This is a genomic window from Pseudoflavonifractor sp. MSJ-30, assembly GCF_018918045.1.
Lineage (GTDB): Bacteria > Bacillota > Clostridia > Oscillospirales > Oscillospiraceae > Faecousia.
Genome location: NZ_JAHLPU010000048.1, coordinates 38,506 through 57,889 on the forward strand (window position 1 = coordinate 38,506; position 19,384 = coordinate 57,889).

A 19,384-nucleotide genomic window follows, 5' to 3' on the forward strand; every position below is an offset into this window, starting at 1 on the left:
TTATAACACATTCATTTGAAAATGAAAAGCTATTTGAGCACAACATTCCCGTCTCCCAGGACATTTTTCAGCTCCCGCAGCATGTTTTCCCGGAAATCACAGGTGGTGCCCCGGCGGGCCCGGGTATCCTCAAAGAACAAAACCGTCTTCTGGGTGCCCGGGAACATGTTGAGGATGGCCTTGATCTTGGGATAGAGCTTCCCCTGCTCCCCCGGCAGCCGCAGATACAATGTCTGGGGCATCTGAGGCCGAGGGGCCTCCTGTGGTCTCCCGGCGGCATAGTCGGAAATGGGCCGCACACGGTTTATCAGGATCTGCGGGTCCTTATCGTCCCGCAGGGAGAGCCTGCCTGTGACAACAACGGCGGAATTCTCCCGGATATAGCCGCCGTACTGGCCCAGAACACTGGCGAAGGCCAGCATTTCAATAGAAGCCGTATCGTCCTCCATGGTCACATAGGCCATCACGGAATTGTTCCGGGTTGTCTTGGTCTTCACTGTTTGAATGATGCCCGCCACGGAGACAATCTGGTCATCCTGAAAGCGCTTCTCCTCGTCCATCAAATCGCCAATGGGAAGCACATGGGTGTTTTTCAGCAGCTTGCGGTAGTCGTCCATGGGGTGACCGGAGAGATAAATGCCTGTGGTCTCCTTCTCCATGGCCATGAGCTCCGCCCGGCTGTATTCTTCTTTATGGGGAATGTCCATTTTGCTGGGGCCCTCGTCCTCCAGCATAGCGAACAGGCCCATCTGTCCCTCCAGATTCTGCTTGCGGCTGGCGGCGATGGAATCCATCATGGCTTCATAGACCCCGATCAGTTCGCTTCTGTGACAGCCGAAGCCGTCCATAGCGCCGCAGCGAATCAGATTCTCAACCGCCCGCTTGTTCAGCTCGCCCTCGTCCATCCGCTCCAGAAAATCCTGCATGGAGCGGAAGGGGCCACCTTCCCGGCGCTTTGCCGCCATACTGCGGATCAGGCCTCTGCCGATGTTCTTCACCGCGCCCAGACCAAAGCGGATGCCGCCCTCCTCCACAGAGAAATGATCCTCGGAGTGGTTGATATCCGGCGGCAGCAACGCGATACCCAGTTCCTTGCACTCGGCAATGTAGGCAGAGATCTTCACGGCGGAATCCAGCACGGAGGTCATCAGCGCCGCCATATACTGCCTGGGATAGTGGCATTTCAGATAAGCCGTCTGATAGGACACCACCGCGTAACACACGGCATGGGACTTGTTGAAAGCGTAGTTGGCAAAATCGACGATTTCGTCGTAGATAGACTGGGCCGCCGCCTCACTGACGCCCTTGGCAATGGCACCGGAGATCCCCTGGTCTTTGTCGCCATAGACGAAAACTTTTCGCTCCGCTTCAATGACCTTCAGCTTTTTCTTGGAAATGGCCCGGCGAATATTATCCGCCTGCCCCATGGTGTAGCCTCCCAGAGTCCGGAAAATCTCAATGACCTGCTCCTGGTAGACGATGCAGCCGTAGGTCACCCGCAGGATGGGCTCCAGCAGCGGCGTTTTATAGGTCACTTTGGAGGGATCCAGCTTGTTGGCAACAAATCTGGGAATGGAATCCATAGGGCCGGGTCGGTACAGCGCCACGATAGCCGTGATGTCTTCGATGGAACTGGGTTTCATGCTGATGCAAACGCCGGTCATACCGGCAGACTCCATTTGGAACACGCCGGAGGTCTTTCCCTCGGAGAGCATCCGGAAGGTCTCCGGGTCGTTGTCCGGAATCCGGTCAATGCGGAACGCCGGCTCCTTCTGCTGGATCTGCTGTTCCGCGTCCTGGATCACCGTCAGGTTCCGCAATCCCAGAAAATCCATTTTCAGAAGGCCCAGTTCCTCAATGGTGGTCATGGTATACTGGGTAACAATGGTATCATCGTTTTTGGAAAGCGGCACATAGCTGCACACGGGGTCTGCCGTAATCACCACGCCCGCGGCGTGGGTGGAGGAATTGCGGGGCATTCCCTCCAGGCGCATAGCGGTATCGATGAGCTTTTTGACCCGTTCATCCCCATTGTACATCTCCCGGAACTTGGGAGACTCCTCCAAAGCGGATTTCAGCGTCACATGGGGGCCAGCGGGCACCAGTTTTGCCACCACATCCGTCTCGGCAAAGGTGAAGTTCAGGGCACGGCCCACATCCCGGATGGCGCCCCGGGCAGCCATGGTGCCAAAGGTCACGATCTGGGCTACATGATCCGCGCCGTACTTCCGGTACACATAGTCAATGACCTCACCCCGGCGCTCCTGACAGAAGTCCGTGTCAAAATCAGGCATACTGACCCGCTCCGGATTCAGGAAGCGCTCGAAGATCAGGCCGTACTTCATAGGATCCACTTCCGTAATGTGAATGCAGTATGCCACAATGGAGCCGGCGCCGGAGCCACGGCCGGGGCCCACGGGAATGCCCGCACTCTTGGCATAGTGGATAAAGTCCCAGACGATCAGATAATAGTTTACATACCCCATGGAGCTGATGACCTTGATCTCGTACTCCATGCGTTCCCGATATTCCTCAGGCGCGTCCGGGTAGCGCTCCTGAAAGCCCTCATAGCAGAGCTTCCGGAAGTACTCCTCGTTGGTATAGCCCTCCGGCACGGGATAGGCCGGCAAATGGTACTCATGGAAGGTAAACTCCACATTACAACGCTCGGCAATTTTGACTGTATTTTCAAAAGCCTCGTCGCAGCCGGGGAACAGACTGCGCAGCTCCTCTTCGCTTTTCAGGTAGAATTCCTGGGTCTCGAACCGCATTCGGTTGATATCGTCCACGGATTTCCCCGTCTGGATGCACAGCAGCACATCCTGAATATCCGCGTCCTCTTTGCGCAGATAGTGGGCATCGTTGGTGATGACCATGGGCAGCCCTGTTTCCCGGGCCAGACGCTGAATGCCCTGGTTCACGGGGCGCTGGGCGGCAATGCCGTGGTCCTGCATCTCCAGATAGAAATTGTCCTGCCCGAATATCCGGGACAGCTCCAGAGCTGTTGCTCTGGCCTTGTCATAGTCCTCGTTCATCAAAGCCTGGGGAATGGCCCCCGCAAGGCAGGCGGACAGGGCGATCAATCCCTCATGGTGGGCTTCCAGCAACTCCAGATCCACCCGGGGTTTCCCGTAAAAGCCATGCAGAAAGGCCTCCGACACCAGATAGCAGAGGTTTTCATAGCCCGTTCTGTCCTTGCAGAGCAGAACCAGATGGTAGGGGTCGTTGTCCAGACCGTGGACACGATCCGTCATTTTCCGGCGCGCCACATAGACCTCGCAGCCGATAATCGGCTTGACGCCCGCTGCCTTGGCCGCTTTATAGAAATCGATACAGCCGTACATGACGCCGTGATCCGTCAGGGCAATGGCCGTCTGCCCAAGCTCCTTGACCCGGTCCATCATGCTGTCAATGCGGCAGGCGCCGTCCAGAAGGCTGTACTCGCTATGGACATGCAGATGTGCAAAACTCATTGTGCCGCCTCCTTTGCCATGGCAACAATGCGCTGCAGACGGTGGTTCATGGCTGGCTTGGTGATAGGCGGCTCCATCATTGCCGCCAGTTCGGAAAGGGATGCCTCCGGGTTCTCTTCCCGGGCCCTGGCCGCCTGAGCAATCTTCTGGGGCAGCTTTTCCAGCTCTCCCCGCTCCCGCAAAACGCGAATGGCGCTGAGCTGCTCCTGAGCCGCCTCCACCACCTTGGAGGTATTGGCGTCGTCACAGTTGCAGCAGCGGTTGACCTGGTTGTTAAGCTCCTTTTCCAACTTCGCCTCCATAATGCCCATGGAGGCGACGGGAGCGCCCAAAAAGGTGAGAAAATCGGAGATCAGGTCGCTTTGCTTGAGATAGAGTACCTGCGCTCCCGCACGGGAGGCGGTTTTGGGCGAAAAGCCCACGGTCTCATGGAGCAGAGTATAGCATTCCCGGGCCACGCTCTTGTGTGTAGTGGTGAACTCCAGATGGTACGCCTTGGCGGGACTGGTCACACTGCCGCCCGCCAGAAAGGCCCCCCGCAGAAAGGCTGCTTTGCAGCAGTCCTCCTCCACTACGGGCAGATTGATATGCAGGGACAGGGTGTCCCCTCTGGTAAAGCCGAAGGCATCCATAATGGCGGCGATTTTGTTTGGGGCGGTGATCTGGAATACCAGCTTCCCGGTGCCCCCATCCTCCGGCAGCTGGTCAAAGCTCACGCCGAAAGCCTTGCGGAAGAGCCTGGGCAGCAGCTTTCCGAAGTCCTGGCTCTCCGTAATGATCTTGATCTGTGTGTCCTGAAAGCAATTGCAAAAGAGCAGAATGCCGAAGCATTCCGCCAGGGCGCAGCAGGTATTCTGAGGATATTCCCGGCAGATCTCCGCCTTGGCGGATGCGGAAAAGGATTGCATGGCTTCCCTTCTTTCTTTTACCAAACACGAACCTCCGGTTCCAGCTGAATGCCGGATTTCTCTTTTACGATACGTGCCACGTCCGCAAGCAGCCGCTTGACCTGTTCCGCCGTGGCATTGCCTAAATTCACGGCAAAGCCCGCGTGCTTTTCGGAAATGGCGGCGTCTCCCACCCTGTAGCCCCGAAGTCCCGCCTCATCGATAAGCGCGGCGGCATAGCCCTGGCTGGGACGCTTGAAGGCAGATCCGGCGCTGGGATAGTTCAGAGGCTGAGAGGCAGACCGCTTGGCCTGCAGCTCCTTCATACGCTGCCGGATCTGCTCCGGATCCCCCGGCGTCAGCTCCAGCAACGCGCTGAGCACAATATCCCCGGTCTCCTCCAGGCAGCTATGGCGATAGGAGAAGGCCATCTCCTCCCGGGTTCGGGTATAGCGGACACCGGTACTTGTCATCAGCTCCGCCTCCACGCAGACCCGGGCGATCTCGCCGCCGTAGGCCCCGGCGTTCATATACACACCGCCGCCGATGGTACCCGGAATGCCATGGGCGAATTCCAGACCGCTGAGTCCCTCCTTCGCCGCAAACATGGCGCAGCGGGTCATGGTCACACCCGCCATGACTCGAATATGGGTCTCGTCCACCCGCTCCATGCCGTCCAGGCAGTCCTTCAGGCAGATGGCAAGGCCGGGAAGGCCCTCGTCCGGCGCCAATACGTTGGTTCCTGCGCCAAGGATAACCGGTTTACGGTCCAATAAAGCGGACTTATTCAAAAGCTCGGAAAGTTCCTCTCCGTTTTTGGGAAAAGCCATCACTTCCGCCGGGCCTCCGATGCGGAAGGAGGTATGCTTTGCCAGGCTTTCGCCGAAGCTCAGAGATATTTCCGGGAAAAAGGCAGCGGTTTTCCGCTGAAAATCGGTCAATTCAGTCATAAACGCCTCCGGGTGTATGAATCCAGAATAGTATACCACACCCGGGGCGATTATGCAACGAAAAATCCCGGGGCACTGCCCCGGGATATGTGAACTTATTTCGTCCCGCGGATCTGCAGGAGCTTGTCTTTCAGCTGCTGCTCCATCTTTGCCATCTCGGCCTCGGCGGCCATGCGCTGGGTGCGGCCGTCGGCCTGGATCTTCATCACATCGTCCAGAGTCTGAATCAGATCGGCGTTGGTCTTCTTCAGAGTCTCGATATCCACGATGCCCCGCTCCGCTTCCTTGGCGGTCTCTACAGAGGCCATGTGCAGTTTTTCCGCATTGGATTTCAGCAGCGCGTTTGTCACATCGTTGACCTGCCGCTGGGCCTGAGCGGCCTCGGAGGAATGGGCAATGCCCAAGGCCAGAACCATCTGGTTCTTCCACAAGGGAATGGTGTTTACCAGCGTGGTCTGGATCTTTTCCACCATAACGGTGTCATTATTCTGGATCATGCGAATCTGAGGGGCTGTCTGGATGGAAATGGTCCGGGTCAGCTCCAGATCGTAGATTTTCTTTTCAAACCGATTGCACTTCTCAGCCAGATCTCGGGCAGTCTGGGCATCCTCCGCCAGACCCGTTTGCTGGGCCTTGGCCTCCAGTTCCTTGAGTTTGCCCTCTCGGACCTCCTGGAGCTTCTGCTTGCCGGCCATGATATACATGGTCAGCTCCTTGAAGTAGGCAAGGTTCTGCTCGTACATCTTATCCAGTACGGCGGAATCCTTCAGCAGCCGCACCTGATGCTGCTGCAACGCATCGCTGATTTTTTCCACATTGACCTCAGCCTTGGCATAACGGCTCTTCATCAGCTCCAGCTTGTCTGCCTGCTTCTTGAAGAAACCAAGAAAGCCCTTCTGCTCCTCCTTGTCGAAGCCCTGCAGTTCGCCGACTACATTGACAATCAGATCGCCAACCTCACCCAGATCCTGGGTCTTCACGTTTGCCAGCGCGGCATCCGAGAAATCTGCCATTTTCTTCTGGGCAGCGGCACCGTACTGCAAAATCTGGGTGGTGTTTTCCAGATCGATTTTGGCAGCAAAGTCCGTGACCATTTTCTGCTCCTGCTCGGTCAGAACAGGCTGCTGCATGGGCTTCTCCACAGGCGCGGTCTGCTCCTTCACAGTCAGCTCCTGTTTCTCCTCCAGCTCCGGCTCCAGAGTCAGGCTGGGGACGGCGTCCATATCAAATTCGTTGCTCATAGTACTCTCTCCTTATTCTACCGGTTTGTTTTTCGAAAAATCATCGCCCGTCAGGCCCTCCTGGGCCAGCAGGGTTTGCAGGACGGAAATATCGCTGGACACGTCCATGGCCGTATCCTGAAATACGGAATCCAGCAGCTTTTCAAAGGCCAGATTCAAGGTATCCAAAGTGTCGTCGATCTCCTTCTTGGAGGCCTGAATCGTCTCGCCCTGGATTGGCTGACGGTCCATGTCCGCATAGGCGTTCAAAAGCTTGATGGTCATGGGCAGATAATAATCCATGAGCTTTTTGAGGTCCGGAATAATCTCCGGATGGGCCTCAGCCCGCTCGATAATCTTCCGCACAATGGATTCCATCCGGGATATCTTCGCGGAGATTTCGTCCCCGGGAATTTCATCGTTGCACCGGCGGATCTCCCGCAGATAAGCATTTCCCCGGTCCAGAACCTCCTGAACCTTGGGGGAAACCGCGCTCCGCGCCTGCTCCGCCTGTTTCTCCGCCTGAGCCTTCTGCCGGGCTTCCAGTTCCAGGCGGCTGGCCTCATAGTGCTGATAGGTCTCATCGCTGGTGATCAGGTTGTTCTCTTCCTTGTCCAGGTGACCTTCCAGGAACAGGCCCTCGTCAATCATGCCGCGGAGCTCCTTGCGGACGAACTTCACAGGCTTGCCCACACCGCGGGCCAGCTTTTCCAGAGCAATGTGGGTCTTCTGATCCAGCGTCTTCAAATAGACCTTATAACGGCTGACCTTCCCCAGAGATCGAATACCGCCGCTGAGCAGGAAGCCGCCTACACCCAGACTGCCTACGCCGAAAACCAGAGGTGCGGCAATGGACCCGGCAGCAAAGCCCACCAGATGGAAAATGCCGGAGATCAGAGAAAGGGTAAAGCCTGTAATAGAGAGAATGCCGCCAAAAACGGTTTTGAGAATACCCTTTGCTGTCTCGCCGTTGGCGCTGCCGTATAGGGCGGGAAGATTGGTTTTCTGAACGGGTTCCGGCCGCATAGGCTCCACCGTGATCGTTTTTCTGGGCTTCGTCGCGCCGGACATATCCAGTGCCCGCCACAGGGCATCGGAACCGGTGCGGGCGGCCTTGTCAATGGTGCTGGTGATATTGCGGCTCAGCTCCCGATAGTTCTGGGAATTGATTGCCTTGTCAATGATATCTTCAATGCTTCGGCCCAGGGAATCCCACTCCTGGTTCTGCTTTTCGTTCGCCATGGTGTCCCTCCCATAAATACTTTTTCTATTATAGCTTTTCTTCCGGGAAAAAACAATAGGTATCCGAAAAAACAGCGAAAAGATACCAAATGTCCCCGGCGTTTCCGCCGGGGATCCCTCTTATCTGTTTGTCAGCTTGTTCAGAATCGCCGTTGCCAGGACAATCACGCCGATGACCAGGAAAACCCCGGCCATGCCCTTGGTGAGCATGGGAAGCGTCTGGGCCAGTGCGTCAGGATGCAGCATTCTCTCCACCTCCTCAGACACCCATCAGGGTGAGGATCAGGCCGCCCGCGATGACCGAAGCGATCTGGCCGGAAACATTGACGCTGATGGAGTACATCAGCAGGAAATTCTGATTGTCCTCCTTCAGTCCCATCTGGTTCACCACTCTGCCGCTCATGGGGAAGGCGGAAATGCCCGCCGCGCCGATCATGGGATTGATCTTCTTGCCCTCCGGCAGGAAGAGGTTGATGAGCTTGGCAAACAGCACGCCGCCGATGGTGTCGCCAATAAAGGCCACCAGGCCCAGAGCCAGAATCAACAAGGTGTCCGGCCGGACGAACTGCTCCGCAGTCATCTGGCTGGCAACCGTAAGGCCAAGTACAATGGTAATGAGATTGGTCAGCGTACTCTGGGCGGTTTCGGACAGGGCGTTCAGCACGCCGCATTCCCGCAGCAGGTTGCCGAACATCAGGAAACCCACCAGACTTGCGCTGGCCGGGGCCACCAGTCCGGCGGCAACGGTAACAAGAATCGGGAACAGAATCCGGGTCAGACGGCTGACGTTGCCCTTCTGATAAGGCATCCGGATTCGCCGTTCCTTTTTGGTGGTCACCAGCCGAATCACCGGCGGTTGGACGATGGGAACCAGAGCCATGTAGCTGTAGGCCGCCACCATAATGGCTCCCAGATATTTGGAGCCCAGCGTATTGGCTACGAAAATGGCCGTAGGCCCGTCCGCCGCGCCGATAACGGCGATGGAGGCAGCATCCTTCAAATCAAAGAAGAAGCCCGCCAGCACCAGCGTCAGGAAAATGCCGAACTGTGCCGCCGCGCCAAACAGCAGCAGCCAGGGCTTTTCCAGCAGAGGGCCAAAATCGATCATGGCCCCGATGCCGATAAACAGCAGCAGCGGGAACAGCTCATTGGACATGCCCGCTTGAAACAGAACGCTGAGGGCTCCTTCAACGTCCCCTTGCGTAATTGCCCCGGACAGTGGGAGATTGACAAGAATTGCGCCGAAACCCATGGGCAGCAGCAGACTGGGCTCCATCTTCCGGGCAATTGCCAGATAGATAAGGAGTCCGCCGATAGCCCACATAAGGACCATCTGGGGTGTGATGTTTGTGAGATTGGAGAAAAGCGCGAGAATTTCCATAAATACCCTCCTTACAGGCGCGCTGTGAAGAGGATAAAAAAGAAGACCTCCATCACAGCAGAAAAACTGTGATAAAAGTCTCAAGCTTACCACATGGCCCCGGGCGAAACGCCGTGATGACGAGACCATGCAGCGGGAACACCCCGCCCTTTACTCCCTTTTACCTTGGGAATATTATATGTATTTCCAGTGAAAAAGTCAACCGAAAAAACGCGTCCGGCAGGAAAATCCTGCCGGACGCAGATGGGAATGATGAATCAGAGATAGCGGATGAAGAACTTCTGCGCTGCCTGCACCCGTTCCTTCTCGCCGCTTTCATGGGCAAAACCCGGGAGGATCTCCAGCTCCGCATGGACGCCGTTGTCCCGCAGATTCTTTTGCAGACTCTTCATGCGGTCTACGCGGTTGTTGCCATAAGGGGAGTCACCGATGAACTTGTTGTCCAGTTCCCCGACCGTAATCAGGACAGGCACCTTCCGAACGGCATCCAGGTCTACATCATAGCCGAAATAATCCTTGAAATCCCGAATTCCCCAGAAGTAGTCCTCATCCGGGTTCAGGAAGGTGGGCCGGCCCGGCGCGCCGATGGAGCAGGCCTTCATCCGGTCCGGATGGGCAAACAGGAAGCGGTTGACAAACTGGCCGCCGCCGGAATGGCCGAACATAAAGAACTTATCCGTATGGACACCGGGGTAACGCTTCGCCATGTCCTCAATCATATCCAGCAGGATCAGATCATACCGGATCCCATCGCAGGAAAGCAGCTTATAGCTGTTGAAGTCATCCCTCTGGATCAAGCCGCCGGGGAACATAGGTGCCAGAACCGCCATATGGTACTTGTCAGACAGTTCTTTGGCCTGCTTGATATATTCCTCCGTAGCGCACCCGGTGCCATGGATAATGACCATCAGAGAATAGTTGTGCTCGGCCTCGTCATAGTAGCAGTCCGGCAGATGAACCCAGTAGTGGAACCGCTGGTCCGTAGGGCAGTGCCAGAGCATATTCAGATACGCGTTGCCGAATAGATTTTTCTGCTGCTCCAGTGTCAGGTTGGCAGCAAGGGGGTTCGTATTTGCCATGATAAGCCTCTTTCCTTACAGGAATTTTCCGAATACAAAGCTGGCAATCACCAGCATGATGGCGCCGCCGATTCTGGAGGAGATCTGCGCATAGGACATGAGTTCCATACGGTGCGCGGCGCCCAGACACTGCACGTCGCCGGAACCGCCGCCATTGGCCATGCAGAGGCCCGCGGTCAGCATGGATTCCACGGGATAGAAGTGGAACAGTTTGCCCATAAGCAGGGTTCCGATCATAGCGCCGATAACGGTAGCCATAATAATCAGGATGTAAGCGGGGTTGGTAAAGACCTTGGCATAGTCGCTCAGGTTGGTGCCGATACCGACGGTAATCATCAGCGGGAAGGACATGTATTTGACAAAGAACATCTGCATGCCTCTTGCGCCGGCCTTCACATTCTCGGGCAGGATGTTGGAGATATTCAGAATCGCGATCAGGATGACCATGAACGCAAAGGTATGGATGGTAAAGCCCAGGTTCGCGTGGTTGATGATAGAGATCTTCTTCGCGTACAGGTTGGCGACGTTGTAGCACACAACGCCCAGCGCCAGGCCGGTGGCGTAGTCGCCCACGGTGGGCTTCACATCGTTTGCCTTGTTCTCCAGCTTCTCCTCGCCTTCCATCAGGCGGCCGTTGCCGGTGAGAGAGGGCTTGGCCTGGCCCAGCTTATTGAGCAGGGCACTCATAAACACGGCGCACAGGTTGCCGATACTGATAATGGCGAAAGCGGAGGCGTACCAGGTGGAGGCATCGCCGCCGGTCGCGGCAGCCCACATCTTGCTCATGGGAGTGATACCCGCACCGTTGCCGCCGCCCATGACGGGGATGGCATAGGTTGCGATGGCATCGATGGCGCCCACACCGGTGACAGCGCCTACCAGACCGGCCAGTGCCAGAGCACCAACGATACCAGCCAGAATGGTGGGGATAAAGCCCGCAAAGGACTTAATCAGCATCTTGCGGTCAACGGACAGCACAGAGCCGGTAATCAGCACCAGAATGTACAGATCCAGGAAGCCGGTGGAGCCATTGAAAGTGTTCAGTGCTTCCCTGGAGCCCTCGCCGATCAGATTGAAGGTGTTCAGGGCTCCTGCCACCAGACAGGCAAACAGCATACCGCCGCCGAACCAGGTCTTCCAAACGGGAATGTGGTCGCCCACCCAGCCAAGCAGCGTACCGATGATCATGGCGAAGGCCAGAGCGCCGACCATATTGGTCAGCATCCAGTCATTGGCGGCCATGAGGAGCATCAGGGCACTTAAGATCAGGTACATCCACAGTGGGAATCCCAGGATTTTTGTCTCTTTCAGTTTATTCACGATTGACCCTCCTATTTTCTTTTTCTTTGTGCAGTTTGAAGCCTTTACCGGTAAATTTCACAATAGCATTATATATCATGCCGTATGAATTGTGCAATAGTTCCGCAATTCCCCTTTGTGGCAGCCATCATAACCATTTGGAATCATTGCATGTATATTATAAAAACGCAGCCCCGGAAAGCCGTGTTCCGAGACTGCATTTTTTGTGAATAAGTTATGACATTGATTCCAAAAGGTTATCGATTTTTTGCGGATATTCCAACCCTGAACCGCCACACTGTCTCGGCGGCCGGGGAAAGCTGCCGTCCCTTCTTTCGCGCGACAACAACGTAGCGATAGAGGTTGTCCCCTTCTACCATGCCATAGATCTCATTCTGGCCTCTTTTCGATTCCCGAATGGTCACATGGGGCAGCAGCGCGATCCCGCAGCCACTGCACGCCACCAGATAGCGGGTATCCACATAATCGACCCTCTGCGGATGGATCGGCGTGACGCGGTACTTTTTGAAAAAGGCGTTCTCCGCGTAATAAAGTCCCTGTCCCGGCGTTGCCAGCACATAGCGAAGGGACGGATTCCGGAATCGCTGGGCATCGATATGCAAGGGATTCTCCAGACTGTTGCCGGATGTATCCAGGCCCTCCAGAATGGGTGAATTTCTGGGAATCACAAAAATCAGAGGATCCTCCTGGACCGGCATATATTCCAGCTTTTCCGAACGAACCGGTTCCGTATAGATGGCCAGATCCGCTGTCTCGTTTTCCAGATCCTCTTCACATTGGGACGAGGAACGGTTTGTGTACTCCAGAGGGATTTCCGGATGCTCCAGCATAAAGGACGCCGCCTGAGACCCTGCATAAGTGCCGCCCCGATGGGTCGTGGCGATGCGGACAGGCTCTGTCTGCACGGAGGTAAACTGCCGCAGGCTCTCCAGAAGCTCCCGCTCCATATTCACGTAGCGATGGGCAAACTCCAGGAATATCTCCCCCTGGGGCGTTACGGTAATGGGACTTCTGGTACGGTCGAAGAGCTGAAACCCCAACTCTTTTTCCAGCTTGTTCAGCTGCTTGCTCAACGCAGGCTGAGAGATAAACAGATGTTTGGCAGCCAAGGTGATATTCTTACTCTCTTCCACTTCCAGACAATAGTGGAACACATTGGTATCCATTTGCAACCTCCCGTTTTTTACGGAAACGCCCGATGTTTCCGAATATCAGAATTCCTTCAATATTTCCAGAATCTGAGCCTCATAGTCTCCTTCAAAATCCTCGCTTCGTCCGGCAGAGCGGACGTTGCTTTCCGCCCCCCTCTCCGGGGCCGGATACTCCCAGATATGGTAGGAAAGACCTTTGTGGATAAAGTGGATGCTGCCGCTGTCGTTGTCCTCCCAGTATTCAAAGGGCATATTTTTTGCCCGCAGGCAGTTCTGAATGGCTTCCAGACGCATAAAAAGCTCCTTTTGTGTTTGCTTTTATGATTGTGTTTGCATTTATTATACAGGAAAACGCCAAAAAAGCAACCCCTCCGAAATTACATTGTCGAATGGAAAAGCCGACGGAACCAGTGGAGGTCGGCCCGGCGGAGCGTCCCCGTCAGCAGCAGCGCCGCAAACAGCGCCAGTGCATACAGGCCGCACCCGGCGATGCCGCCTGCGTAAGTGCAGACCCACAATGTCCCGGCGGCGCAGAAAATAGCGGCAAAAGCAAACCGCAGGTCAATCTTTTCCCCGGTAATGGCAAGCAGACGCTGCATACTGAGGATGAAATTGATCACATGGGTGATGAGAAAGCTGGCATAATACCCCCGGATGCCGAAAACCGGCAGCAGGAAGAAGAGCAGCGCCACATCCAGCGCGTTGGTGAAGATATTGATGGCCATGGCCCACTTCTGCTGGCCAAGGCCCTTGGTCATGGCATCGGTGACGGCATCGCAGTAGAGCATGGGCGCCAGCAGGGCGAACCAGCGCAGCAATATACCCGCCTGACTGTTCTTATACAGCCGCAGACACAGCACATCCGCTGACAGGAACAGCCAGCCTCCCCAGAGCAGCCCATACAGCAGGGCTACCCGCAGGCTCCTGTGCAGGAGATAGCGGATGCGCTTTTCCTCCCCGGCACAGTGGCACCGGGCCATTTCCGGAATCAGCAGCTCTGACAGCCCGAAGAGAATGCAGGCAGGAAACATGAGCACGGGAAAGACCATACCGGTGACGATTCCGAAAAGAGCCAAAGGGTTGCTGACCGCCAGAGCCAGGCGCTTGGGCACCAGCATATGCTCCAGCGTGGAAATGCCGGATTTTGCGGTGTCCGCCAGGGCCAAAGGCCCCGCGGCCTGCAGCACCCGGCGGCTCATGGGTTCCCGCCTGCCCTTGGGGACGCGCCGCAAAAGGGTCAGCAGCGTCAGTACCAGCAGCGTCAGGCAGCTGCCCATGGCGCTGCCCAGAATCACGCACCGGCATGCCCGGCCGGAGTCCCTGCCCGCCCAGAAGTGGAGGCAAACCATGGTGACCGTCATGGAGAACAGCTGCTCGATGACCTCCACAACCGCCAGTGTACCAATACGGTTCTGGCCTGTAAAGAAGCCCGTCATCAGGGCGCACAGGCAGCTTGCCGGCAGAAAGCAGGAAAACAGCCGCAGGGCGGAGGTCACGGCACTGTTGCCGATCCAGGAGGCGGCAATTTTCGGGGCCAGCAGGTACAGGACCACGCTCACGCCAAGGCTGCAAAGAATACTGTAGACAGCGCAGCCGGAGAGCACCGACCGCAGTCCCCAGGGGCGTTTTCTTCCCAGCTCTTCGGCGGTCAGGTACATGGCAGCCGTCCGGATGCCGCCGATGCCCGCGATCATGGCAAGGCTGCCCACGGACATGGTCAGCTGCAAAAGCCCAATACCCTCCGGGCCGATTTTCCGGGACAAGTAGACCTGAAATACGGTTCCGGCCATACGCAGAGCCAGGTTCACGGCGGTCAGCAGCATTGCACTGTAAAACAGTGGTTTTTTTCGGGCCAAAGAAGCACACCCCCTTGTCCACAAACTATGCGGACAAGGGGGTGAATAGAATTATTGCTTTGCCGCGGGATTTGCTTCCTGGCAGAAGGGGCTCAGGGGGCATTCCCCGCACTTGGGGCTGCGGGCCGTACAGATTTCCCGGCCGAAGAGGACAAGGCGGTGGCAGAAGTCGTTGCTCTTTTCCGGGGGCAGGATCTTACGGAGCTGCCGCTCTACCTTTTCCGGATCCTTGCCATGGCTCAGACCCAATTTGCCGCAGATGCGGATGCAGTGGGTATCGCAGACCACACTGCCGGGGACCTTGTAAATGTCGCCCAGCAGCAGATTAGCCGTCTTCCGCCCCACGCCGGGCAGGCGAAGCAGCTCCTCCATAGTGCCGGGAACCTTCCCGCCGTAGTCACTGATGAGCATCTGGCAGGCCAGAACGATGTCCCGGGCCTTGTGCTTGTAAAAGCCGCAGGAGCGGACATAGTTCTCCACATCTTCAATAGGCGCCGCCGCCATAGCTTCCAGCGTGGGGTAGGCGGCAAACAGCGCGGGGGTCACCAGATTCACCCGGGCGTCCGTACACTGGGCGGACAGGCGAACGGCGATCATCAGCTCATAGTCCTTTCCGTAATGCAGAGCACACATGGATTCCGGATAGCGGTTTTCCAGAATTTCCAGAATGGCCTGAACTTTCTCTTCCATAGGATCAGCATCCTTTTCTGTTTTTCTTCAGAATACCACATTTCCGCCCGATTTTCAATCGTTCAGAGGAATGGATTTTCCTCCGTCTGGGCGGTGAGGGCGGATACCTCATAGGCCGTCCGTTCCTGAGCCCCGTCCTCGGTGAGCTTGGTATAGACCCGGCTTTGGAGCCTGCCCTGGATGGACAGCCGGTCCCGGGTGCGGCATCTGGCCCCCAGCTGGGCGGTGGAGCCCCAAAGGATGCAGGGAATGTAATCCGCCCGCCGGGTAGTCCGGGGCACCGCCAGCATCACATCGCATATCTCCCGCCCCAGGGGCGTTTTCCGATAATTGGAATCCCGGCACAGGCTGCCGCAGAGGGCAATATCATTGGCTGGCGGGCCGTCCTCGGCGGTAAGCGTCTGGGCAAAGACGAAGATCAGCAGCCTGCGCCCGTCCTCCCGGCGGAGATTGTGGGAACGGATCTGCCCCGTCACCGCCAGCATACGGCCTCCGGAAAGGTCCAGCGTTTCCAGAATGCGCTCCCGGACAATGACCGGCAGGGTGTCCACCGCGCCGGAAAGCCGTGGGACTTCCAGAAGAAATCGGTAAAAGCGGTCCCCGCCGCTTTCGTGAGAAAAGGCAGGCAGCTCCAGAAGACTGCCCCGGAGGAAGGCCTGATTGGTCGGATATTCCATAAGTACCACCCCAAAATTTTCGTAGGATAGCACATCCTATGCGCCCCCGGGACAAACAGAACGCCCGGCTGTTGACTTCTCCCCGGCCGTAGGATAAAATGTGCCCAAGAGGTGATGCGCATGATACAATGGCTCCACAATATTCGGGCCCCAAAAAAGCGGTACACCGTCTGGCAGGGCATCCGGCGGAGCTTACTCTGCCTGCTCCTGGGCGCTGCTCTGGGGGCGCTGGCAAAACAGCTGGACCTGGCCAGCTGCAGCGGCGCGACCTTCTGGGAAAGGGTGCTGGAATGGCTGGATCTTCGGAATTTTCTGTCTGATTTCCCCTTCTGGCTGGCAGTCGGGCTGGCCATTGCGGTCTATGCCCCCTCGGCTTTCCAGGCCGGGGACGGAGTGTTTTTCTTCTTTCTGGGCATGTGCGGCGCGTACCACTGGTACAGCATACAATTCGGCGGCTTCAATCCCAGCGGGTATATGCGCATCTGGTACGGCCTGACGGCTCTTTCACCGGTGCTTGGTTGGCTGTGCTGGTACGCCAAGGGCAAGGGACCGGCTGCGGCGTGCATCCAAACGCTGATTCTGACGGTACTGCTCCTGAGCTGCTTTGGCATTGGCTTTTGGTACTTTGACTTCCGGGGAATTCTCTATACAGCCGCGTTTCTGGTCTGCGTGTTTATGCTGAACGCAAACTCCAAGCGAACCCTTGCGTGCCTGGGGAGCGCGGTTCTGTTGGCTTTTCTGCTGAGAGGTACTGTTTTATGAAAAAACCGGATCAATTTTTGCATACCCTGTTTTGGGCAGCACCCGGAGTATTTGCGGGCATTGCCCTGTACGAATACATCGACTTCAGGGTCCGCCCCGGACTGTACGCCATGCAGTCGGCCCCATGGTATGTGGGATTGCTTCCGCCGGGGGTGGTATGTCTCATGGTTATGGCAGCCGCCTGGGTGCTGCGCAGGGTGATCCGGAAGTGGCTTTGAGGAACGCGAAAGCGCCGCAAGAACAGAGATTACGCAGAGGTCGACGGAGCGTCCGCCTCTGCGTTTTTGTTTTCATCTGATAGCCAGCACAGAAATTTTGGGAACACGCAACCTGTTCCCTCCCTGAATCGTTTGGTATACAGAAAGTACTTTCCAACATACAAAGGAGCTGCTTATGAAGCTATCAGCTGAGGACGCGTTCCGTCAGTTCGGCGACCGGGTGTTTTCCACCGCGTTCAGCGCAACGGGGAACAAAGAGGACGCCGACGACGTAGTGCAGGACACATTTCTGAAATACTGGAATACGGACCAGGATTTTGCGGACGAAAACCATATCAAAGCCTGGCTGCTGCGGATGTCCATCAACCGGTCCCGGGATCTGCTGCGGTCCTTCTGGCATAGAAAAAAGGTGCCATGGGAGGACTGCTTCCTTTTGCGGAGCCGGAGGACAAGAACCTGTTTGAGGCGGTTATGGAGCTGCCACGGAAATACCGGGTGACCATCCATCTGCATTATTACGAGGACCTGTCCGTTTCGGAAATCGCGGGAATCCTGCATACCACCGAGGGCACCGTGAAAAGCCAGCTGAGCAGAGGAAGAAAGCTCCTGAAAACCAAACTGATGGAGGCGTGGGACGATGACGAATAAGGAAAAATACCGGCGTGCCTTTGGTGTGCTGCACGCCTCCGACGATTTTTTGACGGAGGCAAAAACCATGAAAATGAAAAAATTCACCGTGCGCAAGGCAGTCATTCTGTGCGCCGCGGCTGTGCTGATCCTGGGCATGGGGACGGTCGGCTACGCGGAAAACATCGGCGGCATTCGCCGTACCGTTCAGCTCTGGATCCACGGAGACCAGACTGATGCCGTCATGGACATTGAAAACGGAAACTATAGCCTTTCCTATGAAGACGAACAGGGCAGCCACGAGCGGGGCGGCGGCGGCGTAGCCATCGACAACTTTGGCCGGGAGCGGCCCTTGACGGACGAGGAGCTTCTGGAGGAGATCAGCAGCAACGTGGACGTGGAATATAAGGACGACGGTACCGTCTGGGTCTATTATCAGGACCAGGCCATGGAGATCACGGATCTGTTTGATGAAAACAAGGTCTGCTATGTCCAGATCAAAACCGGAACGGAAACGATCTACGTCACCGTAAAGTACGGCGGAAGCCTTTCCTGGAGCAGTTTCGGCTATGTCCAGCCGGAGGAATTTTCAGATTAATACAAAGGTGCCGCCGCATAAAGCGGCAGCCCAATATAAACAATGCACCCAGTGAATTTTCACTGGGTGTTATTGTTCTTTCTGGGAATATGTGTTATTTTGTCAATGCAAATAACACACAGGGGGGCAACATTGTGAAGAAAAAATTGGCACTGTTTATGGCTCTCTTGGCCATTTGCCTATCCATGGCAAACGTGTCTGCACGGGCGGACCATACGTACAGACATAATGCAGCACCCTATTCAGAGTCTAGTCCGCCTCGTGAGATACCAATTGAAGACTAGGCGTGATCCCCAAATGTCGTTTCATGTCGTCAGAAATTGCTTGTTCTGCCACTTTATCTTCTGTTATGACAGCGAAGGCATAAGCATGTAGGAAAAATTCCCTGCCACGGTCCGGTTTTCTCAGGAAGCAATTCGCTTCTGCCAATTCGTCCAGAAATTCTACCAACGGAAAGTAATAGGAGTTTTCCAGGCAAAGGCGCCGGCCTTCCTCCGCAAGGCATATGGCCTGCGCATATTGCTCTTCGAGCATCAAAGATCGTACATAATTCGATATGATTGGGCAGAGGTAGGACTTTGCTATTGGAATTTCCTGGAAATTTTTCTTTACATACGTATACAATTGCTGAAAAAAAGATGCTGCTTCGCTCTTATTCGGCTCCAAAAGATAGGTTATTCCAAGCTGGTTCAATATTCTTATCTCAAATGTAGAATACCTCCCCTTTGCAATGTTATGCACATCGAATTTGGGACAAGTCATACGAATAACACTGAATAGCTTCTCCCGTTTTTCCAAGGGTGTATAGGGCCTGCCCTCCTTCCCAAGAGTCAGTTGCGCGCAGACAATCCGCTGCTGGGTAAACACGTCAAAATGTATTGTATCTGCCTTTAGCTCCTCTACGATTTGCGAAACCTCTTTTCGGATTCTGTTTTCGTCAGTGCTGTTCTTTTCATACTGCGCAACCAGCGCATCCATCCTTTTCAGCAGGAATTCCGTGTGCTGTTCCGCGTTAAAGGCCCACAGGAAGTAACGGTTTTCCGGCAGGTCCAGCCTGCCAAGAATCGCCCGCAGCAGCGGAAGCTTTGGGCTTTGTATACCGCTCTCAATTCTGGAGATGGAGACAACGCTGCAAATGCCATCCGCCAAATCTGCCTGGGTCAGCCCCAATGCCTCCCGTTTTTGCCGGATAACATCTCCAATATATGCTTCACTCATGTTCCTTCCTCACGCTTTTATAGATTCCTTATGAT

The 19,384-nt window shown here is 55.8% G+C and carries 20 protein-coding genes; 5 read left to right on the forward strand and 15 right to left on the reverse strand.

Annotated elements, in window-relative coordinates:
* Positions 1 to 29: 29 nt before the first annotated feature.
* The 14 genes from KQI10_RS07110 to KQI10_RS07175 form a co-directional block, all read right to left on the reverse strand.
* A complete protein-coding gene (locus KQI10_RS07110; RefSeq protein ID WP_216566715.1) occupies positions 30 to 3,473 on the reverse strand; it encodes a DNA polymerase III subunit alpha in 3,444 nt (1,147 codons plus the stop codon).
* Positions 3,470 to 4,405, reverse strand: coding sequence for a DNA-binding protein WhiA (gene whiA, locus KQI10_RS07115; protein WP_253285194.1), 936 nt, complete (start codon positions 4,403 to 4,405; stop codon positions 3,470 to 3,472). The genes KQI10_RS07110 and whiA overlap by 4 nt, the downstream gene beginning before the upstream one ends.
* Positions 4,399 to 5,310, reverse strand: a complete 912-nt coding sequence (gene murB, locus KQI10_RS07120) for a UDP-N-acetylmuramate dehydrogenase (protein ID WP_216566716.1) — start codon at positions 5,308 to 5,310, stop codon at positions 4,399 to 4,401. Before murB ends, whiA begins: the two co-directional genes overlap by 7 nt.
* Before the next feature lie 95 nt (positions 5,311 to 5,405).
* Positions 5,406 to 6,551, reverse strand: a complete 1,146-nt coding sequence (locus KQI10_RS07125; RefSeq protein WP_216566717.1) for a toxic anion resistance protein — start codon at positions 6,549 to 6,551, stop codon at positions 5,406 to 5,408.
* 12 nt (positions 6,552 to 6,563) lie between these two features.
* Entirely contained in the window at positions 6,564 to 7,772 is a 1,209-nt protein-coding gene (locus KQI10_RS07130) for a 5-bromo-4-chloroindolyl phosphate hydrolysis family protein (RefSeq protein WP_216566718.1), read from the reverse strand.
* Positions 7,773 to 7,892: 120 nt separating this feature from the next.
* Positions 7,893 to 8,018, reverse strand: coding sequence for an OadG-related small transporter subunit (locus KQI10_RS07135; protein ID WP_216566719.1), 126 nt, complete (start codon positions 8,016 to 8,018; stop codon positions 7,893 to 7,895).
* A 13-nt stretch (positions 8,019 to 8,031) separates the two neighbouring features.
* Positions 8,032 to 9,153: a sodium ion-translocating decarboxylase subunit beta gene (locus KQI10_RS07140; protein ID WP_216566720.1), complete on the reverse strand. Its 1,122-nt coding sequence runs from the start codon at positions 9,151 to 9,153 to the stop codon at positions 8,032 to 8,034.
* A gap of 257 nt (positions 9,154 to 9,410) precedes the next feature.
* On the reverse strand, positions 9,411 to 10,232 hold the full coding sequence (locus KQI10_RS07145) for a S9 family peptidase (protein ID WP_216566721.1): 822 nt from the start codon (positions 10,230 to 10,232) through the stop codon (positions 9,411 to 9,413).
* 15 nt (positions 10,233 to 10,247) lie between these two features.
* Positions 10,248 to 11,552, reverse strand: coding sequence for a 2-hydroxycarboxylate transporter family protein (locus KQI10_RS07150; protein WP_216566722.1), 1,305 nt, complete (start codon positions 11,550 to 11,552; stop codon positions 10,248 to 10,250).
* Positions 11,553 to 11,788: 236 nt separating this feature from the next.
* Positions 11,789 to 12,718: a LysR family transcriptional regulator gene (locus KQI10_RS07155; RefSeq protein WP_216566723.1), complete on the reverse strand. Its 930-nt coding sequence runs from the start codon at positions 12,716 to 12,718 to the stop codon at positions 11,789 to 11,791.
* Between the two features lie 45 nt (positions 12,719 to 12,763).
* Positions 12,764 to 12,997: a kinase gene (locus KQI10_RS07160; protein WP_216566724.1), complete on the reverse strand. Its 234-nt coding sequence runs from the start codon at positions 12,995 to 12,997 to the stop codon at positions 12,764 to 12,766.
* 83 nt (positions 12,998 to 13,080) lie between these two features.
* Positions 13,081 to 14,559, reverse strand: coding sequence for an oligosaccharide flippase family protein (locus KQI10_RS07165; RefSeq protein ID WP_216566725.1), 1,479 nt, complete (start codon positions 14,557 to 14,559; stop codon positions 13,081 to 13,083).
* Positions 14,560 to 14,610: 51 nt separating this feature from the next.
* Positions 14,611 to 15,249 carry an endonuclease III gene (gene nth / locus KQI10_RS07170; protein WP_216566726.1) on the reverse strand — a complete coding sequence of 213 codons (639 nt, stop codon included), beginning with the start codon at positions 15,247 to 15,249 and terminating at the stop codon, positions 14,611 to 14,613.
* 62 nt (positions 15,250 to 15,311) lie between these two features.
* Positions 15,312 to 15,926: a single-stranded DNA-binding protein gene (locus KQI10_RS07175; RefSeq protein WP_216566727.1), complete on the reverse strand. Its 615-nt coding sequence runs from the start codon at positions 15,924 to 15,926 to the stop codon at positions 15,312 to 15,314.
* A 120-nt stretch (positions 15,927 to 16,046) separates the two neighbouring features.
* Between KQI10_RS07175 and KQI10_RS07180 the strand changes: the two genes are divergently transcribed.
* The 5 genes from KQI10_RS07180 (at position 16,047) to KQI10_RS07195 (ending at position 18,131) form a co-directional block, all read left to right on the forward strand.
* Positions 16,047 to 16,688, forward strand: coding sequence for a hypothetical protein (locus KQI10_RS07180; protein WP_216566728.1), 642 nt, complete (start codon positions 16,047 to 16,049; stop codon positions 16,686 to 16,688).
* The gene (locus KQI10_RS07185) at positions 16,685 to 16,906 is read left to right on the forward strand and encodes a hypothetical protein (protein WP_216566729.1); all 222 of its coding nucleotides are present in this window, start codon (positions 16,685 to 16,687) and stop codon (positions 16,904 to 16,906) included. The genes KQI10_RS07180 and KQI10_RS07185 overlap by 4 nt, the downstream gene beginning before the upstream one ends.
* A gap of 175 nt (positions 16,907 to 17,081) precedes the next feature.
* The gene (locus tag KQI10_RS07190) at positions 17,082 to 17,405 is read left to right on the forward strand and encodes an RNA polymerase sigma factor (protein WP_371818382.1); all 324 of its coding nucleotides are present in this window, start codon (positions 17,082 to 17,084) and stop codon (positions 17,403 to 17,405) included.
* The gene (locus tag KQI10_RS11950; protein WP_371818383.1) at positions 17,378 to 17,554 is read left to right on the forward strand and encodes an RNA polymerase sigma factor; all 177 of its coding nucleotides are present in this window, start codon (positions 17,378 to 17,380) and stop codon (positions 17,552 to 17,554) included. Before KQI10_RS07190 ends, KQI10_RS11950 begins: the two co-directional genes overlap by 28 nt.
* Positions 17,544 to 18,131 carry a hypothetical protein gene (locus tag KQI10_RS07195; RefSeq protein ID WP_216566730.1) on the forward strand — a complete coding sequence of 196 codons (588 nt, stop codon included), beginning with the start codon at positions 17,544 to 17,546 and terminating at the stop codon, positions 18,129 to 18,131. The genes KQI10_RS11950 and KQI10_RS07195 overlap by 11 nt, the downstream gene beginning before the upstream one ends.
* A gap of 249 nt (positions 18,132 to 18,380) precedes the next feature.
* Here KQI10_RS07195 and KQI10_RS07200 read toward each other — a convergent pair whose 3' ends face one another.
* Entirely contained in the window at positions 18,381 to 19,349 is a 969-nt protein-coding gene (locus KQI10_RS07200) for a helix-turn-helix domain-containing protein (RefSeq protein WP_216566731.1), read from the reverse strand.
* Positions 19,350 to 19,384: the final 35 nt, after the last annotated feature.

Coding starts and splice junctions, on each gene's coding strand:
- KQI10_RS07110 (WP_216566715.1), bottom strand. CDS start 3,473: ATGAGTTTTGCACATCTGCATGTCCATAGCGAGTACAGCCTTCTGGAC.
- murB (WP_216566716.1), bottom strand. CDS start 5,310: ATGACTGAATTGACCGATTTTCAGCGGAAAACCGCTGCCTTTTTCCCG.
- KQI10_RS07125 (WP_216566717.1), bottom strand. CDS start 6,551: ATGAGCAACGAATTTGATATGGACGCCGTCCCCAGCCTGACTCTGGAG.
- KQI10_RS07130 (WP_216566718.1), bottom strand. CDS start 7,772: ATGGCGAACGAAAAGCAGAACCAGGAGTGGGATTCCCTGGGCCGAAGC.
- KQI10_RS07135 (WP_216566719.1), bottom strand. CDS start 8,018: ATGCTGCATCCTGACGCACTGGCCCAGACGCTTCCCATGCTCACCAAG.
- KQI10_RS07140 (WP_216566720.1), bottom strand. CDS start 9,153: ATGGAAATTCTCGCGCTTTTCTCCAATCTCACAAACATCACACCCCAG.
- KQI10_RS07145 (WP_216566721.1), bottom strand. CDS start 10,232: ATGGCAAATACGAACCCCCTTGCTGCCAACCTGACACTGGAGCAGCAG.
- KQI10_RS07155 (WP_216566723.1), bottom strand. CDS start 12,718: ATGGATACCAATGTGTTCCACTATTGTCTGGAAGTGGAAGAGAGTAAG.
- KQI10_RS07160 (WP_216566724.1), bottom strand. CDS start 12,997: ATGCGTCTGGAAGCCATTCAGAACTGCCTGCGGGCAAAAAATATGCCC.
- nth (WP_216566726.1), bottom strand. CDS start 15,249: ATGGAAGAGAAAGTTCAGGCCATTCTGGAAATTCTGGAAAACCGCTAT.
- KQI10_RS07175 (WP_216566727.1), bottom strand. CDS start 15,926: ATGGAATATCCGACCAATCAGGCCTTCCTCCGGGGCAGTCTTCTGGAG.
- KQI10_RS07180 (WP_216566728.1), top strand. CDS start 16,047: ATGATACAATGGCTCCACAATATTCGGGCCCCAAAAAAGCGGTACACC.
- KQI10_RS07185 (WP_216566729.1), top strand. CDS start 16,685: ATGAAAAAACCGGATCAATTTTTGCATACCCTGTTTTGGGCAGCACCC.
- KQI10_RS07190 (WP_371818382.1), top strand. CDS start 17,082: ATGAAGCTATCAGCTGAGGACGCGTTCCGTCAGTTCGGCGACCGGGTG.
- KQI10_RS11950 (WP_371818383.1), top strand. CDS start 17,378: ATGGAGCTGCCACGGAAATACCGGGTGACCATCCATCTGCATTATTAC.
- KQI10_RS07195 (WP_216566730.1), top strand. CDS start 17,544: ATGACGAATAAGGAAAAATACCGGCGTGCCTTTGGTGTGCTGCACGCC.
- KQI10_RS07200 (WP_216566731.1), bottom strand. CDS start 19,349: ATGAGTGAAGCATATATTGGAGATGTTATCCGGCAAAAACGGGAGGCA.